Origin of the sequence: Actinoplanes sp. NPDC051861, assembly GCF_040681145.1 — a bacterium.
Classification (GTDB): Bacteria; Actinomycetota; Actinomycetes; order Mycobacteriales; family Micromonosporaceae; genus Actinoplanes.
In genome coordinates, this window is the sequence record NZ_JBFAYE010000006.1 from 119443 (window position 1) to 133516 (window position 14074).

The following is a 14074-nucleotide window of genomic DNA, read 5'->3' on the forward strand; positions in this document are numbered from 1 at the left end:
GGGTGTGTTGAGTTGTGGTTTGTGGGAGGGCCGAACTTCACACGCGAAATTGGGGTCAGCGGGTCAGGGCTATCGTTATCACTCCGGCTCCGACCAGGACGCCGGCCCACAGGCGGTCGATGTTGAACCAGGCCTTGCGCAGGATGCTGAGGCCGACGAACTCGTAGACGACCAGGCCGCACGCTGCCATCGCGGCCAGCATCCCGACGGTGTGCACGCCCGCCGCGGCCAGGCCCTCCAGAGCGCCCGACGCGGCCGGCACGGCGTGGCCCGCGTGCCCGGTGCCGGCCATCGGTGTCGTCGCCAGCACCGGGAGCAGCATCAGGCCGGCGCCGTGTGCCGAGGACATCAGGAAGGACCAGCCGGTCAGCTGGGCGGCGTTGAGCCGCATGCCGGCCCACCGGAAGTGCCGCTCGGAGAGCAGCCGCCACAGGCCGAAGCCGACCATCACCACGCCGCCGGCGATGCCGACCACGTTCGCGGTGGTCACCGATCGGGTGGCCGAGACGACCGCCGCGACGATCGCGACCGAGCCGAGGTGGCCGGTCGCGATCGGGAGCAGGGACGTCAGGAACACCGTGCGGCTGCGCTCCTGCATGCCCCGTGCCACCGCGAAAAGCCAGCCCATCGCCGGGTTGAGGCCGTGGAAGGCACCGAGCGCGAGAAGCGCGCCGTACTGGGTCCAGGTCACTGCGACGGGAAACAGTACGAGTCCGACGACGCGTCCCCACCCTGCAGCCGCGTCTGGTGCACCCGAAGCCCGCGGAACTCGTCGCCGTGCGGGAAGAAGCGCGGGTCCAGCGTGAACGACTCGTCGGTGACGTCCAGCTTGGCCAGCCAGGCACCCACGCCGTCGGGGTAGAACTGGTCGTCCCAGGAGCCGTACAGCGAGTTGGTGACGTAGACGCGCTTGCCGTCGCGGGACACCTCCACCATCTGCGGGCCGCCGGCCAGCCGCTCGTCCGGGAAGGACGGGTGCGGTGTGCGCCGGACGATGCCGCCGAGGTGCACGGATCCGGCCGCGACCGGGTGGAACGGGTCGCTGACGTCGTAGCGCTTCAGCTCGCCGGTGCCCCAGCAGCTGACATAGAGGTATTTGTCGTCGACGCTGAGGTCGATGTCGCTGACCAGTGGCGGGACGGCGCTGAACGGCTGCAGGGCGGGCGGCAGGTCGGCCGGGTCGGCGGGCTCGGCCGGGATGTCGATCACCTTGACGACCTTGAACTCGCCGCCCTCGCGGTGCCACAGCCAGACCGAGGCGGACAGGTCCTCGACGCTGATCACCACACCGAGGAATCCGTACGTCTTCGCCGGGTCGTGCGCGGGCCGCAGCTCGAGGGTCATCTGGTACTGGTCACCGAGGTCGACGGTCTGCACCAGACTGCGCTTGGCCAGGTCCCAGAAGTGGATCCGGTGGCCGTACTGGCGGCCGAGCAGCAGGTCGGGGACTAGACCGTTCTCGATCATGTTGGGCGTGCCCCACTCGGACGTCACGAGCACGTCGGAGTTGAGGTGCCACCAGAAGTCGTACGCCAACTCCTGATCTCCCCGGTCGGCCTCCCACGCCCCGCGTACCTCAAAGGTGGTGTGATCGAGAACCGCGATGCCGCCGGGTCCGACGTCGCCCTGCCCCGCGCCCAGCGCGGAGACGTAGATCCCGTCGGGGCCGCAGTGGATCGTGTGCGGCCGCGAGTAGTTGGCCTTGTTCGCCAGCTCCGATGCCGGAATCTCCTTGATCACCCGGGGGTTGCGCGGGTCGTCCTTGGTGTCGAGCACATAGATCCGGGAGGACCGCAGGCCGGGAACGATCAGATAGCGGCGCTCCACGTGCGGGTGCGGTGCGGTCGGGCAGAGCGCGCTGCTGCAGGCGTTCCAGCCGAAATGGTGCAGCTCGTCGCCGGTGTTCGGAAGGTCGGTCCAGCCCACCACCGTGCCGTAGGCGGCCGAGGCGGGGTCAGTGTCGATCACGGCGATCGCGTCGGGCTTCTCGGCGGCGCGGTCGAAGGCCGCGACGTACGCCAATTGCTCGGCCGGCGCGCTCGCGGCATCACGTGGCGAGGGGTAGAAGCTCGGGTCCGGAGTCCATCGCGTCATGTGCCTCATCCTCGTCCCGGCGAACGACGGTGACCAGAGTCACAACTGTCAACGAAGTGTCAACGCGCCTCGAGCGGCAGCCGGATGAGCACGGTCGTCCCGGTCTCCCCGCCGATCAGCTCGATGCTGCCGTCGTGCTTCTCCACCACCGCGCGGCTCAGCGTCAGGCCCAGCCCGCTGCCCGGCAGCACCCGGTCGTGGCCGCGGGCGGTGCGGTACAGACCGGTGAACATCTGCTCCCGCTCGATGTGCGGCACGTCGCCCGCCGCGTCCGAGACGGCCAGCTCGGCGGCCCGCCCGGTGCTGCGCAGCGTCACCTCGACGTGGCCGCCGTCCGGGCTGTACCGGACCGCGTTGCTGAGCAGATTCTCCACGATGTGCCGCAGCCGGTCCCGGTCGCCGGGGACGATCAGCTCGCCGGGCAGATCCGCGTCGATCACCACGGGCGCGCCGTCGATTGCCTCCCGGGTGCGATCGACCACGTCGCGCACGACGGCGGCCAGGTCCATCGGGGTACGCCGGACGTCCGCGTGCCCGGCGTCGAGCGCCGACAGCTCCAGCAGCTCGTTGATGATGTCCCGCAGCTGGGTCGTGTTCCGCTCGATCACCTGGATGAGCCGCGGGCCCTCCCGGACCAGCGTCGTCTCGTCCGCCTCCCGCAGCAGCTCGGTGTACGCGCTGATCGACGTGAGCGGCGTCCGCAGCTCGTGCCCGATCAGCGCCAGGTACTCGTTCTTGCTCCGGGTCAGCTGCCGCTGCAGGTCCTCGACCCGGCGGCGCTCGACGAACTGCCCGAGGTGCGCGGCGATCCCGGACATCAGCGCGACCAGCTCGTCCTCCGGGTCCTCCACCGAGTCGGCGAAGACCGTGAGCACGCCGACCGGCTGCCCCGAACCGTCGTGCACCGGGATGGCGAGCGCGGTGTGCAGCCGGTCGGCCGAGGTGTCCGGGGAGATCAGGCTCTGCGGCCGGCCCACGTCACGGATCCAGAGCGGCTTGTCCACCTGCCAGGCCCGGCCGGCTAGGCCCTGACCGTACGCCAGCTCCTCCGGAACCGGGATGCCGGAGGGCCAGCCCGGGGCGCTCCACCGCGCCGCCGCCCGGATCGTCTCCTCGTCCACCATCCACAGCTCGGCGTGAACCCAGTCCAGCGTGGCGACCACCGCCTCCAGCACCCGCGGACCGGCCGCCTCGATGCACGGCGCCTCGGCCAGCGCGGTGGTCACCGCCAGCTCGCAGCTGCGGAACCGTTCCGCGCGCCGCTGCCGGGTGACGTCCTGGATCGCCTGCACGGCGCCGATCACCCGCCCGTCGAGCCCGTGGATCGGCTGGGCATCCATCAGGAAGTAGCGGGTGCGGCGGCTCAGGCCCTGCGCGGCGATTGGCTCGTCGCGTACGCGTTCCCCGCGCAGCGCCCGGAACAGGCCCAGCTCCTCCCGGACCAGCGGCGCGCCGGAACCGTCGACCAGCCCGGTGACCTCGGCGATCGGGTGCTCTCCCCAGAGCCGCCGCATCCGGTCGTTGACGAAGACCACCCGGCCGGTGGCATCGCACGCGGCCACCCCGTCGTGCAGGCTGTCCAGGACGGCGTCGAGGAACCGGTGCTGCTGCTCCAGCTCGTACCGCGCGAGTTGCTCGCCGATCAGCAGCGTCGCCACCTCGGCCGCCTCGGCGACGGCGGTGATCTGCTCGGGCGTCCACTCCCGGGGGCCGTGGTCGTACGCGCAGCACACCCCGATGACGAGTCCCAGCCGGTCGTACACGGGATAGCCGAGGAAGGCCTCGGGGTCGTCGATGACCAGGGCGGTGGCGCCGCTCACGACGAGGCCGCCGAGCTCGTCGTTCATGGCGGCCGCGTTGCCCCAGCTCCCGTACAGGCGCAGCTCGGCACCCTCGACGAACTTGATGCAGGCGCTCGGAGCGCGCGCGGCGCGGGCGACCAGTGCGGCGAGTTGGTCGGCGGAGCCGCTGGTCAGGACACCGCGGTGGAGGGCCGGGCCGGACGGGAAGACGGGCGGGCGAAACCCGTCGAAACGTTTGGCGGCCGCCGGCGAACGTGGATGCTCGTCGACGGCCGTCCCCCCGTGAGGCTCGGCCGGGCGCGCGAATGCCGCGGCTTCCGCCGCAGGCGTCCTCTCGGACCGCCCGGCGCCGACGCCGGGGTCGTCTCGCCGCATGGCCCTGACCTCCACACCTCAGGGTAGAGGGGCGAAAAGGCTAAAAGCGGCAAATTGCGCGCTCAAACCTCAGATCCTTGATCGGCCGGCCCGCCGCCGCGCCGCGCTTCTCGAACTTCGTCCGCGGACGTTCGTGCGGCCCGTCCGGCAGGCGGCCGAGCCCCGGATCCGCCTCCAGCACCTCGGCCATCGCCTCCGCGTACTCCGGCCAGTCGGTCGCGCAGTGCAGCACCCCGCCGGGACGCAGCCGGTCCCGCAGCAGTGCCACGTTCGCCGGCTGGATGAGGCGGCGCTTGTGGTGCCGCGCCTTCGGCCAGGGATCCGGGAAGAACACGTGCACCGCGTCCAGCGAGCCCGGCGCGATCCGGTGCACCAGCTGCAGGGCGTCGCCGTGCGCCACCCGGACGTTCGTCAGCCCCAGCTCACCGGTGAGCGCCAGCAGGGCGCCGATGCCCGGCGTGTGCACCTCGACGCCGAGAAAATCGCGTCCGGGATCTGCCTCGGCCATCGCCGCGGTCGCGTCACCCATTCCAAAACCGATTTCGAGTACGACAGGAGCGTCGCGTTCGAACAGGGCCGCCAGATCCAGGGGACTCCGGTCGCCGTCCACGATCGTCAGCCCGAACCGCGGCCACAGAGCCTCGTACGCGTCGAAGTGGCGGGCACTCATCCGACCCCGTCGCGGGTGGAACGTGCGGATCGGGCGGTGTTCGGCGGTCTCAGTCATGGCGGGGCCAACGATAGCCTCGCGCCCTGTCTCACCGTCCGGTCGGCTGCATGCTCGGCTGGGAGCCGGAGCGGAAGAGCTGCCGGGTGCCGTTCGCCAGCCCGAGCACGGTCACCCAGGAGGCGCCGGCCTTCTCGCCGGTCACCACGGCCCGGCTCGCGTCGAGGTAGGAGAGCTCCCGGTCCAGCGCGGTACCCAGCGTCCGCTTGGCCCCGGTCACGGTGTCGTACTCCACGAGATGCACCGGCTTGCTCTCCGCCGCGGTCTCACCCTGCTCGTAAGCGGTGAACGCCAGCTTCGCCCCGTCCTGCCGCCAGCTCGGCACCACCGCGAAGCCGCTGTTCTGGACGCCGCCGCCGCCGTACGCCGCGACCGTCTTCTCCGCACCGGAGACGACCTCCCCGATGCTCAGGCACGCGTCGTAGACCGACTCGCAGTCGCCACCCCGGAACGCCACCCGCTTCCCGTCCGGCGACCAGGCCACCGCGTCATCCGTGCGCAGGCGCTCGACCAGCGCGGCCGCCTCCTTCCGCGAGGTGACCGGCGTCTCCGCGGGCAGAGCCACACCCCGGCAGTCCCGCGGGAACAGCACCTCCGGCTTCGCGGCCTTGGCCGTCGCTGAGATCCGGTAGACCCCCGCCCCACCCGAACACGACAGCGACGCGAACGCGATCCACTTCCCGTCCGGCGACCAGGACGGCCCGGCCGCCGGCCTGGTGGTGAGCCGCCGCCCACCCGTGCCGTCCGCCTCAATCGTCCAGAGCTGCCCGCCCTTCAGCACCGCGATCAGCTTCCCGTCGGGCGACCAGCGGGGCCTCGCATATCCACCGCCGGTGGTGAGGCGCTTCTCGGTGGGCCCTTTACTGACATAGACATCCCCACCCCGGACATAGGCCACCAGACTCGGCAACGTCGGCGCCGCCTGGCCCGCCTGGGCCGCCGCGGGGTGCAGCAGCCCCAGCGCCGTCGTCAGCGCCACCCATCCAGCGATCTTCTTCATGGCCGAACGCCCCCCGAAGTTCTGCCTGCCTGTCCACCAGGGGTAATCGTCGCAACCAGCCTGCACCTAAGCGATTACCTCGCCGATACCACCAAATTTCCCACCGCTCCGGATGATTCCCCATAACCCGTTCAACCCACCCGCGCTGTGGTCATCCTCCGCCGGCGCCCCAGCCATCCCGGCCGGGGCGAGCGACGGCGGGTTAGCGGTCAGGCGGCTCGGAGGTACAGGCTCAGAACGGCTCCGAGCAGCAGCGACCCACCCAAAATCGTGGCGCCGTTCAACGGCTCGCCGAGGAGGGCCACCGCCAGGGCGGCCGCGGCCAGCGGCTCCAACAGCGTGACCACCGCGGCCACGCTGCCCGAGGTGTGGCGCAGGCCCGAGTAGAAGAGCGCATATGCCAGTGCCGTAGTGATCGCCCCCGCGTAGACCAGCAGCGCGACGCTTGCCGCCGAAGGGGTGAACGTCACGCCCTCCAGGAGTGCCAGGGGAGCCAGGGTGATGGCGCCGATCACGCAGGAGAGGGTGGTCAGGGTCAGTGGGGGTACGCCCTGTGCCGTGTGGCGGCTGAGGCCGGTCGACGCCGCGTAGACGATGCCGGAGGCTACGGCGGCGAGCAGGCCCAGTCCGGCGGTGCCCGCTCCCGGGGTGATCGTGGCGCCGGCGATCAGGATCAGGCCGGTTGTCGCGGCTACCGAGGCTGCGATCGTGGCGGTGCTGGGGCGTCGGCGGCTGCGCAGGGTTTCCCAGGCGCTGAGCAGGACGGGTGCCAGCCCGAGGCTGACCACGGTGGCGATGCTGACGCCGCCGAGACGGACGGCCAGGAAGTAGAGCGCCTGGTAGGCGGCGAGGCCGGCCCCGACGGCGATCGTGGCGGCGGGTGCGGCGCGGAAGGTCGCGATCACCTGGTGGCGGGTGTGTAAGCCGACGGCGAGGAGTACCAGTGCGGCGACGGCCAGGCGGTAGAAGCCGATGGCCAGCGCTCCGAGGCCGGTCTGGGCGGCGACGACCTGGACGACGACGCCGGTGGTGCCCCAGAGGATGCCGGTGGTGGCGAGTTGGAGAAGGCTCAGCCGGGTGCCGGCCGAGGTGGACAGAGACGTGGACACGTGTGTGCTCCGTGGAGGTGAGTCGGTTCAGGAAACCGGCGCCGGAGCACAGCGCTGAATCACCGGTCGAGCACGGCTCGAGCGGGTGGCGGGCGCTCCGGTCAGGAGCGCGGCGGCGAGAGAACGCCGGAGAACTGACTCACGTCGGCAAGAGTAGCCGGTCCCCGGTGCTGGGGAGAGCACCGGGGACCGGGTCAGCACCTCACGCGGCGGTGGCGGTCCACATCGCGGTGAAGGCGGCGGCCTCGCCCGCCAGCCAGCTCTCGACGTCGCCGGGGCGGGCGGCGGGGTCGATGCGGTGGGTCACGCCGCGGCGCAGGTCGACCAGGACCGGCTCGGCGTTGGGCAGGATCTGATCCATGTGCCGGGCCATCAGGTGCAGCATCGCGGTGGTCGCCTCCGGGCTCGGCGGCTCCTCGTCGAAGTGCAGCCGGACCGCCTCGCGGCGGCCGTCCTCGTAGCGCAGGCCGAAGTGCGGGTTGATCTTCACAGCGAGCGGGCCGACGGTGGCGATCGCGTCGCGGGTCTGTGCCAGGCTGACCCGCTCCGGGTCGCCGAGTGATGTCAGGTAGGCGCGGGCGCCGGCACGCAACGCCTCGTAGAGCGGCTTCCAGCGGTCCTTCACCAGATCGGTGACGCCACCGAGGTAGCTGCCGCCGGTGCGGAACGCGATGTCCGCCTTCAGCGCCTTCACCAGTTGGCCGTGCGGGTTGAACCCGCTGCGACGCTCCCGCTGCTTGCGGAGCCCGCCGACGAACGTGGCCTTCGCGGGGCCGGTGCGAGACACGTACCGCGTGAAGCCGAGCATCGTCGCATAGGGAGGGATCACAGGCACGGGTGTGGTCGAGATCGTGGACATGGCAGACGTGGTCACGTCAGTCTCCTCACTCGCTGCGCGTTGAAGATCCGCAGCTCAGGGCCCCTCTTTCGTACATACATACTAATCGACGGGTACGACATTCCCAACCGGACGAGCCCTCCGCTGTTGTCGCTTCCGCGCGAACTCTGCGAGTGTCCGGGTAACGTGCGAGTGATCTTGCGAGGCGCCCGGGAAACATTGCGAGTCACCCGTACGCGCCGGGTCGCCCGCCGAAAAGCGCTCATCCGAACGAGCGCTACGCCACGCTGGTCGCCGCAGCCGGATACATGCCGCTGGCCCTGTCCGGCGAGGACCATCTGGAACTGCTGCCGGTTGAGTGGTGGCGCATCACCGACGAGGGAATCCAGATCGGCAACCGCACCTACAACACCGCCGGCCTCGGCCCTTACCGACACCAGCACTCCGGAGTGATCGCCGAAGGAGGCCGGTGGGAGGTCCACTACGACCCCTGCGACGTCTCCCAGGTCCACCTACGCACCCCGGACGGCTGGATCACCGCGGCCTGGACCCAGCTGCCGATGGTGTCCGCACCGTTCGCCGACTTCACCTGGCGCCACGCCCGACGCCTGGCCGGCGCCGGCGCCACCGAGACTGACTTCGCCCGGGTCCTCGACGAACTTCTCACCCGCACCGAGCACGGACCGGGCCGGGGCCCGGATCACCGCACGGACCCGCGCGAGGCAGGCCGCGCACCGGCCAGCGCTACCCGAGCCCGCCGCACCGCCGGTCGCCGATGAACGCACCGGCCCGGACGCCGAAGTCATCCCGTTCGGGGTGTTCGAAGCCGAAGCCGAGAGGTGGAGATGAGATCCGTCGGTGACGACGACATCCTGGACCCGGACGATCCGCTGACCACCAAGGAAGGGTGGCGCCGGTTCGTGGACCACCAGCCGGAACCGGCGGCCGCCCTCGACGCCGAACAGCAGTTCCGCAAGACGGTCTCGATGCTGGCCGCCAGCAATCAGATCATCTACACCACGCACTCGCCGTTCATGGTGGGCACCGACGAGCTGCACCTGGTGCGTGTGGTGGAAATGAAGGACCGGCGAACAGGCACCAAGGTTCATTCGACCCTTGTTGTTGACGACCCGCGGTCGGTCTATCCCTTACAGGCGGCGCTGGGTTACGAGCTCGCCCAGAGCCTGTTCGGGCAGAAGCGCAACCTCGTCTGCGAGGGCCTCACGGACATGTGGTTCCTTGAGGGCGTGGCGGCAGCGATGCGCGAGGCCGGGGTAGTGACCATACGGAACGACATCGCGATCACGCCGGCCCAATCCGCCAGCAAGGTCGTCTACTACTGCGCGCTGCTGCGAGGGCAGAAGCTCAAAGTGGCCGCGCTGTTGGACTCCGACGCCGCCGGCGACCATGCGGCGACCCAAGACGAACTGGTCCGTCTGCTCAAGGGCAAGGAGATCCTGCGGACCAAAGACCACTACACGGGCGCGGTGACCCGCACCGAAATCGAGGACCTACTGCGCGACACCCTTGTCGATGTCGCGAAGGCAGAGCTGGGCTGGGACGTGACTGCCACAGCAGCCGCTCAGCCTGGGCGGCCGATCATCGACATCTTCACCGCTGAAATCACAGGCCGCATGGACGTCTCTCGCCGGGGCCGTCAACAAGGCGCTCCTGTAATCGGCTGAGAATTCGGCTCTACCAGGCCAGCAACCTTACGACCGTCCTCGACCCCAGGCGCCCGGGCCCAGGAGCGGGGCGGGCGCCTGCCGCTGTCCTGAAAGTGCAGAGCACGCCCGGACGATTCGGAATCCTCAAGATCCGGATCTACTCTGCGAGTGCCAGGTCAGCGCCTCGTCCGCTCGCAACTCTCAGGCGGACGCGACAGTTGTCGCTTCCGCGCGAAATCCGGCGAGTGTCCGGGTAAGTCTGCGAGGGCCGATCAAGGAGGCGGGGTGTGCATCCATCCCCCTGGTTTCACGGCCGGGACGGTGACCCGGCTCCGTGTCGCGGCGGGCGCGCTGCGGCCCGGTGTCGCAGGCTGGTCGCGGTGTGGGGCCAAGACGCGGGGGTCCGGTGGGTTCCCCGTGTCGCGTACGAAAAAGAATCAGCCGGAATACACACGGAGCGCGACGTAGGCCGCTGACAGCAAGGGGACCGGGACGCCGTGTGCGGAGGCCTCCGTGACCAGGTCTCCGACGATGGCGTCGGCTTCGACGGGGAGGCCCTGGAGGAGGTCGCGGTACATCGAGGAGGTTGTGGGCTCGGTTGTGGCGATCGCGGCTTCCAGCATCGCCAAGGCCTTGGGCCGGGGAGGGTGACCGGCCGCTGTCGCCGCGGCGATCGCCTCGTTGGCCAGGGCCTGGCCGAAAGCGGGGCCGCCCGGCGCGGCGTTGATGGCGCCGATCGAGCCGCGCATGAGGGTGGTGGCGGCGCCGAGCGTGGCCAGCAGGACCCACTTCTCCCACATCTCCTGCAGGATCGCGGTCGAGGCGCGGGCGTCGAAGCCGGCCCCGATGAGCGTCGCGGAGACTGCGGGGAGGCGGTCGTCGGGTTCGAGTGGGCCGAAGGCGAGGCGGTGCAGGCCGGTCATCTGGACCACGTCGCCGGAGGAGTCCAGCATCGCGTGGATCATGCAGACGCCGCCCCATGTCCGGTCTGTCCCGAACGCGCCGGTCAGGGCGTCCATGTGACGCATGCCGTTGAGCAGGGGGATCACGACGGTACGGGGGCCGACCGCGGGGGCGAGGCCGGCCAGCGCGGCCTCGAGGTGGTAACTCTTCACCGCCAGCAGGACCAGGTCGTAGAAGCCGTCGGCGGCGGTCACGGCCGGTGCGGAGAGGATGGTCTCGCCGTCGGGGCCGTGCAGGCGCAGGCCGCGTTCGGCCAGGTGGGCGGCGCGGCCGGGGCGGACCAGGAAGGTCACGTCCCGGCCGGCCTGCAGGAGGCGGCCGCCGAAGTAGCCGCCGGTGGCGCCGGCGCCGACCACCAGGGTGCGCATGTCAGCCCAGCTGTTCGTCGTCGTAGCACCACCGCCAGGTCTCGCCCGGCTCGAACGAGCGCATCACCGGGTGACCCTCGGCGGCGTGGTGTGCGGACATGTGGCGGGCCGGCGACGAGTCGCAGCAGGCGACGTAGCCGCAGGTCAGGCAGAGGCGCAGGTGCACCCAGTCGTGGTCACCGGCGGCGTGGCACTGCGGGCAGCCGGCGGCGTACTCGCTCTGCGGGGCCGGCTCGGTGGCGTCCTTGAGATGCTGGCAGATCAATCGACACTCCGTTGCAACTGTGACTCTTCCAGGTCGAGCTCTCGCTGAGCGCGGACCAGCACCTCCTCGGGGATCCGCCCCTCGTTGCGGGCGATCTTGAAGACGTGCCGCTCAGCTTTGATCATCTCGCGGCGCAGGCGACCGTACGCCGCCGACGGCGTTTCCCGCGCCTGGCTGCCGAGTCGCTCCCACGCGTTGTTGGAGCGGCTCTCGATCTGGGCACGCAACCGTTCCACGACCGCGGGCGGTGCGCCGTCGGCGTTGGCGTCGAGCGCCTCCAGCGCGGCCCGGCCCGCCTGGTGCTGCACGCCCGCCTCGGCCAGCGCGTCCTCGGCGCTGGTGTCCTGGACGACCCGCAGGCGGCGGGCCAGCCACGGCAGTGTGGTGCCCTGAACCAACAGCGTCAGCACGATGATCGCGAACGCCACGAAGACGAACAGCTCCCGAGGATAGTCGGGTACGCCGTCCTCGCCGGGCAGCGGCAGGGTCTGCGCGGCGGCGAGGGTGACCACGCCGCGCATGCCGGCCCAGGCGATCACGGTGGGCACGGTCACGGCGGGCCGGTCCTCCCGGTTGCGGATGCGCGGGATGAGCCGGGCCAGGTAGGTGGCCGGGTACATCCACAGGAACCGGATCACCACGAGCGCGCCGAAGACCACGGCGGTGACCTGGACGGTGGTTCGCATGTCGGTCTCGATGCTGCTCACCACGGACCGCAGCTGGAGGCCGACGAGGAGGAAGACCACGCCCTCGAGCAGGAAGTTGACCAGCCGCCAGACGGCGTCCATCTGCAGCCGGGAGGTGGCCGAGAGAAGGTACGGAATGCGGTGGCCCAGATAGAGGCCGGCGATCACCACGGCCACGATGCTGGACATGTGCAGGCTCTCCGCGACGATCACCACGACGAACGGGGTGAGCAGCGACACCGCGTCGTCGAGCAGCGCGTCCTCGATCTTGCGGTGCAGCCAGGCCGCTGCGACCGCGAAGGCCAGGCCGATCACCAGGCCGCCACCGGCCGTCTCCAGCACGTCCTTGCTGATGTCCCAGAAGCCGATCGCGGTGCCGGACAGCGCGGCCACCGCGACCCGGACCATGACCAGCGCGGTCGCGTCGTTGAGCAGGCTCTCGCCCTCGAGGATGGTGACGACGCGGCGAGGCAGTCCGACCCGGCGGGCGATCGCGGTCGCGGAAACGGCGTCGGGCGGGGCGACAATTGCGCCGAGTGCGACGCATGCGCTGAGCGGTGCCTCCGGCAACATCAGATGTACGAGGTAACCGATCACAAAAGCGGTGAGCACCACGAGTCCGACGGCCAGGAGCAGGATCGGTCTCAGCGCCAGGCGGAAGGCGGGCACCGAGGTCTGCAGGGCCGCCACGTAGAGCAGCGGTGGCAGGATCCCGACCAGCACGAGTTCCGGCTCGAGGTGTGCCTCCGGGAACCCCGGCACGAACGACAGTCCCAGTCCCGCGACGAGTAGCACCAACGGCGCCACGAAGCCCAGCCGCCGGGCCAGGGCCGCGCCCACGACGGAGATCGCCACCAGGACGACCGTGTCGACGATGCTCTCCATGCCGGGAAGCTTAGAGAGTCGCCGGCCCGGTGCCCTACGTGGTGCTGACCACCCCGGACCGGGCGATCGTCTCGGTGTACGTGCCCTCCTGGTTCTGGCGCCTCTTCACCACGTCGACGGAGAAGACGTACGGCGTACCCGACGTCAGCCCGGTGACCGTGGCGCTGACGTCGCCGCACGTGGCCGGCGCCGCCTTGGTCCACCCGACCTCGGTCTGCTCGCCCACCTTCAGGTCCTGGCTGATCGCGGTCACCCGGTAGTCGACGAGGTCGTTGCCGCCCGGGTTGTACCAGGTCACCACGGCGCTGGTGCTCGACGGCACCACGTCCAGGCCCTCGATGCCGGAGGCGCTCTGCAGCGGTGTGCAGGAGGCGCTCGGCTTGACGGCCGGTGAGGTGCTCGCGGACGGCAGCGGCGGCAGGGTCAGCTCCGGGGTCGGCGAGGCGGTGCCGTACTTCACGGCCGGCGCCTTGGTGGCCCGGCCCTGGTCGACCAGGATCCAGTCGCTGCCCGCGCGGGCGGTGTCACCCTCGGAGCTCGTGGCGGCTTTCCCGGCGGCGCAGCCGGTGAGCAGCAGCGGGAGCACGATGACGGCGGCTTTGCGATATCCCTGCACGTCTTGAAGAGTTCGGGCCGCCGGTCGGGTTGCTTAGCCGTTCCGGTAGTGGATCCGGGCGCGCCGGGCCGGGTCCTTGGTGGCGGCCGAGTTGACCCAGGTGCCGAGAATGATGCCGGCGCCGGGGATCATCTTGGCGAAGATCTTGCGCGCGGCGCGGACGCCGGCCATCTGCCCGAGTTTGACGCCGAGCGAGACGAGCACGCGGAAGAGCGGCCGGTTGGTGCTGCCGGTGAAGATGCGGCTGGCCCGCTCGCGGCCGGCGGCGACGCCGAGGGCGATGCGCGCGCTCTCGGCGACGTGGTGCACCTTCTGCAGGATCAGCAGGTCGGTGGCGCGCTCCGGGGCGGTGGGGTCGACCCCGTACGCCGCGGCGATGTGCAGCACCATGCGCGCCTGGTTCCAGGCGAGCACGCCGACGTCGAGGACCGCGCCGGGCAGGCCGGCGGCGCCGGAGACCGCCCCGGAGATCCGGGCCAGCGTGGTGAAGTGCCGGATCGCCTCGAGGGCCAGCTCGTCGGGGTCCTTCGGCTGGTGGTGGGCGGCCCACTCCGCCGCCTCGGGGCCCAGCCGGCGGACGGCTTCGAGAGCCAGGTGCTCGGGGGCGTACTGCGGGTCGGCCTTCATCCGGGCCCAGAGCGAGGCGGGAGGGGCGGTGGCGGTGGCGGTGGTCGTCGTC

The 14074-nt window shown here is 70.8% G+C and carries 14 protein-coding genes; 2 read left to right on the forward strand and 12 right to left on the reverse strand.

Annotation, left to right across the window (positions count from 1 at the left end):
- Window positions 1-55: 55 nt before the first annotated feature.
- The 7 genes from AB0M02_RS19240 to AB0M02_RS19270 all read right to left on the reverse strand — a co-directional run bounded on the left by AB0M02_RS19240 (window position 56) and on the right by AB0M02_RS19270 (window position 7966).
- The gene (locus AB0M02_RS19240; protein ID WP_364228474.1) at window positions 56-691 is read right to left on the reverse strand and encodes a hypothetical protein; all 636 of its coding nucleotides are present in this window, start codon (window positions 689-691) and stop codon (window positions 56-58) included.
- Window positions 688-2094, reverse strand: coding sequence for a selenium-binding protein SBP56-related protein (locus AB0M02_RS19245; RefSeq protein ID WP_364228476.1), 1407 nt, complete (start codon window positions 2092-2094; stop codon window positions 688-690). The genes AB0M02_RS19240 and AB0M02_RS19245 overlap by 4 nt, the downstream gene beginning before the upstream one ends.
- 59 nt (window positions 2095-2153) lie before the next feature.
- Window positions 2154-4271 carry an ATP-binding protein gene (locus tag AB0M02_RS19250; protein WP_364228478.1) on the reverse strand — a complete coding sequence of 706 codons (2118 nt, stop codon included), beginning with the start codon at window positions 4269-4271 and terminating at the stop codon, window positions 2154-2156.
- 40 nt (window positions 4272-4311) lie between these two features.
- Entirely contained in the window at window positions 4312-4998 is a 687-nt protein-coding gene (trmB, locus tag AB0M02_RS19255; RefSeq protein ID WP_364228480.1) for a tRNA (guanosine(46)-N7)-methyltransferase TrmB, read from the reverse strand.
- A 31-nt stretch (window positions 4999-5029) separates the two neighbouring features.
- On the reverse strand, window positions 5030-5998 hold the full coding sequence (locus AB0M02_RS19260; protein WP_364228482.1) for a hypothetical protein: 969 nt from the start codon (window positions 5996-5998) through the stop codon (window positions 5030-5032).
- A 209-nt stretch (window positions 5999-6207) separates the two neighbouring features.
- On the reverse strand, window positions 6208-7107 hold the full coding sequence (locus AB0M02_RS19265) for a DMT family transporter (protein WP_364228484.1): 900 nt from the start codon (window positions 7105-7107) through the stop codon (window positions 6208-6210).
- A 202-nt stretch (window positions 7108-7309) separates the two neighbouring features.
- Window positions 7310-7966 (reverse strand): hypothetical protein, encoded by a 657-nt coding sequence (locus AB0M02_RS19270; protein ID WP_364228941.1) that lies wholly within the window; start codon window positions 7964-7966, stop codon window positions 7310-7312.
- Between the two features lie 287 nt (window positions 7967-8253).
- Between AB0M02_RS19270 and AB0M02_RS19275 the strand changes: the two genes are divergently transcribed.
- The gene (locus tag AB0M02_RS19275) at window positions 8254-8724 is read left to right on the forward strand and encodes a hypothetical protein (protein ID WP_364228486.1); all 471 of its coding nucleotides are present in this window, start codon (window positions 8254-8256) and stop codon (window positions 8722-8724) included.
- 66 nt (window positions 8725-8790) lie between these two features.
- Window positions 8791-9630 carry a hypothetical protein gene (locus tag AB0M02_RS19280; RefSeq protein WP_364228488.1) on the forward strand — a complete coding sequence of 280 codons (840 nt, stop codon included), beginning with the start codon at window positions 8791-8793 and terminating at the stop codon, window positions 9628-9630.
- A gap of 419 nt (window positions 9631-10049) precedes the next feature.
- Here AB0M02_RS19280 and AB0M02_RS19285 read toward each other — a convergent pair whose 3' ends face one another.
- Genes AB0M02_RS19285 through AB0M02_RS19305 form a run of 5 tightly spaced genes read right to left on the reverse strand, consistent with a single transcriptional unit; the run spans window position 10050 to window position 14022 of the window.
- Entirely contained in the window at window positions 10050-10943 is an 894-nt protein-coding gene (locus tag AB0M02_RS19285; RefSeq protein WP_364228490.1) for a ketopantoate reductase family protein, read from the reverse strand.
- 1 nt (window position 10944) lies between these two features.
- Entirely contained in the window at window positions 10945-11208 is a 264-nt protein-coding gene (locus AB0M02_RS19290; RefSeq protein WP_364228491.1) for a UBP-type zinc finger domain-containing protein, read from the reverse strand.
- Complete coding sequence (locus AB0M02_RS19295; RefSeq protein ID WP_364228493.1) at window positions 11205-12779, reverse strand: Na+/H+ antiporter; 1575 nt, start codon at window positions 12777-12779, stop codon at window positions 11205-11207. Before AB0M02_RS19295 ends, AB0M02_RS19290 begins: the two co-directional genes overlap by 4 nt.
- Before the next feature lie 34 nt (window positions 12780-12813).
- Window positions 12814-13395, reverse strand: a complete 582-nt coding sequence (locus tag AB0M02_RS19300) for a fibronectin type III domain-containing protein (RefSeq protein ID WP_364228495.1) — start codon at window positions 13393-13395, stop codon at window positions 12814-12816.
- Between the two features lie 33 nt (window positions 13396-13428).
- Window positions 13429-14022, reverse strand: coding sequence for an EcsC family protein (locus tag AB0M02_RS19305; protein ID WP_364228943.1), 594 nt, complete (start codon window positions 14020-14022; stop codon window positions 13429-13431).
- Window positions 14023-14074: the final 52 nt, after the last annotated feature.

Excerpts from the sequence above, each read along its gene's own strand:
- AB0M02_RS19245 (WP_364228476.1), bottom strand. The coding sequence starts at position 2,094 with ATGACGCGATGGACTCCGGACCCGAGCTTCTACCCCTCGCCACGTGAT.
- AB0M02_RS19250 (WP_364228478.1), bottom strand. The coding sequence starts at position 4,271 with ATGCGGCGAGACGACCCCGGCGTCGGCGCCGGGCGGTCCGAGAGGACG.
- trmB (WP_364228480.1), bottom strand. The coding sequence starts at position 4,998 with ATGACTGAGACCGCCGAACACCGCCCGATCCGCACGTTCCACCCGCGA.
- AB0M02_RS19260 (WP_364228482.1), bottom strand. The coding sequence starts at position 5,998 with ATGAAGAAGATCGCTGGATGGGTGGCGCTGACGACGGCGCTGGGGCTG.
- AB0M02_RS19270 (WP_364228941.1), bottom strand. The coding sequence starts at position 7,966 with ATGTCCACGATCTCGACCACACCCGTGCCTGTGATCCCTCCCTATGCG.
- AB0M02_RS19275 (WP_364228486.1), top strand. The coding sequence starts at position 8,254 with ATGCCGCTGGCCCTGTCCGGCGAGGACCATCTGGAACTGCTGCCGGTT.
- AB0M02_RS19280 (WP_364228488.1), top strand. The coding sequence starts at position 8,791 with ATGAGATCCGTCGGTGACGACGACATCCTGGACCCGGACGATCCGCTG.
- AB0M02_RS19285 (WP_364228490.1), bottom strand. The coding sequence starts at position 10,943 with ATGCGCACCCTGGTGGTCGGCGCCGGCGCCACCGGCGGCTACTTCGGC.
- AB0M02_RS19295 (WP_364228493.1), bottom strand. The coding sequence starts at position 12,779 with ATGGAGAGCATCGTCGACACGGTCGTCCTGGTGGCGATCTCCGTCGTG.
- AB0M02_RS19305 (WP_364228943.1), bottom strand. The coding sequence starts at position 14,022 with ATGAAGGCCGACCCGCAGTACGCCCCCGAGCACCTGGCTCTCGAAGCC.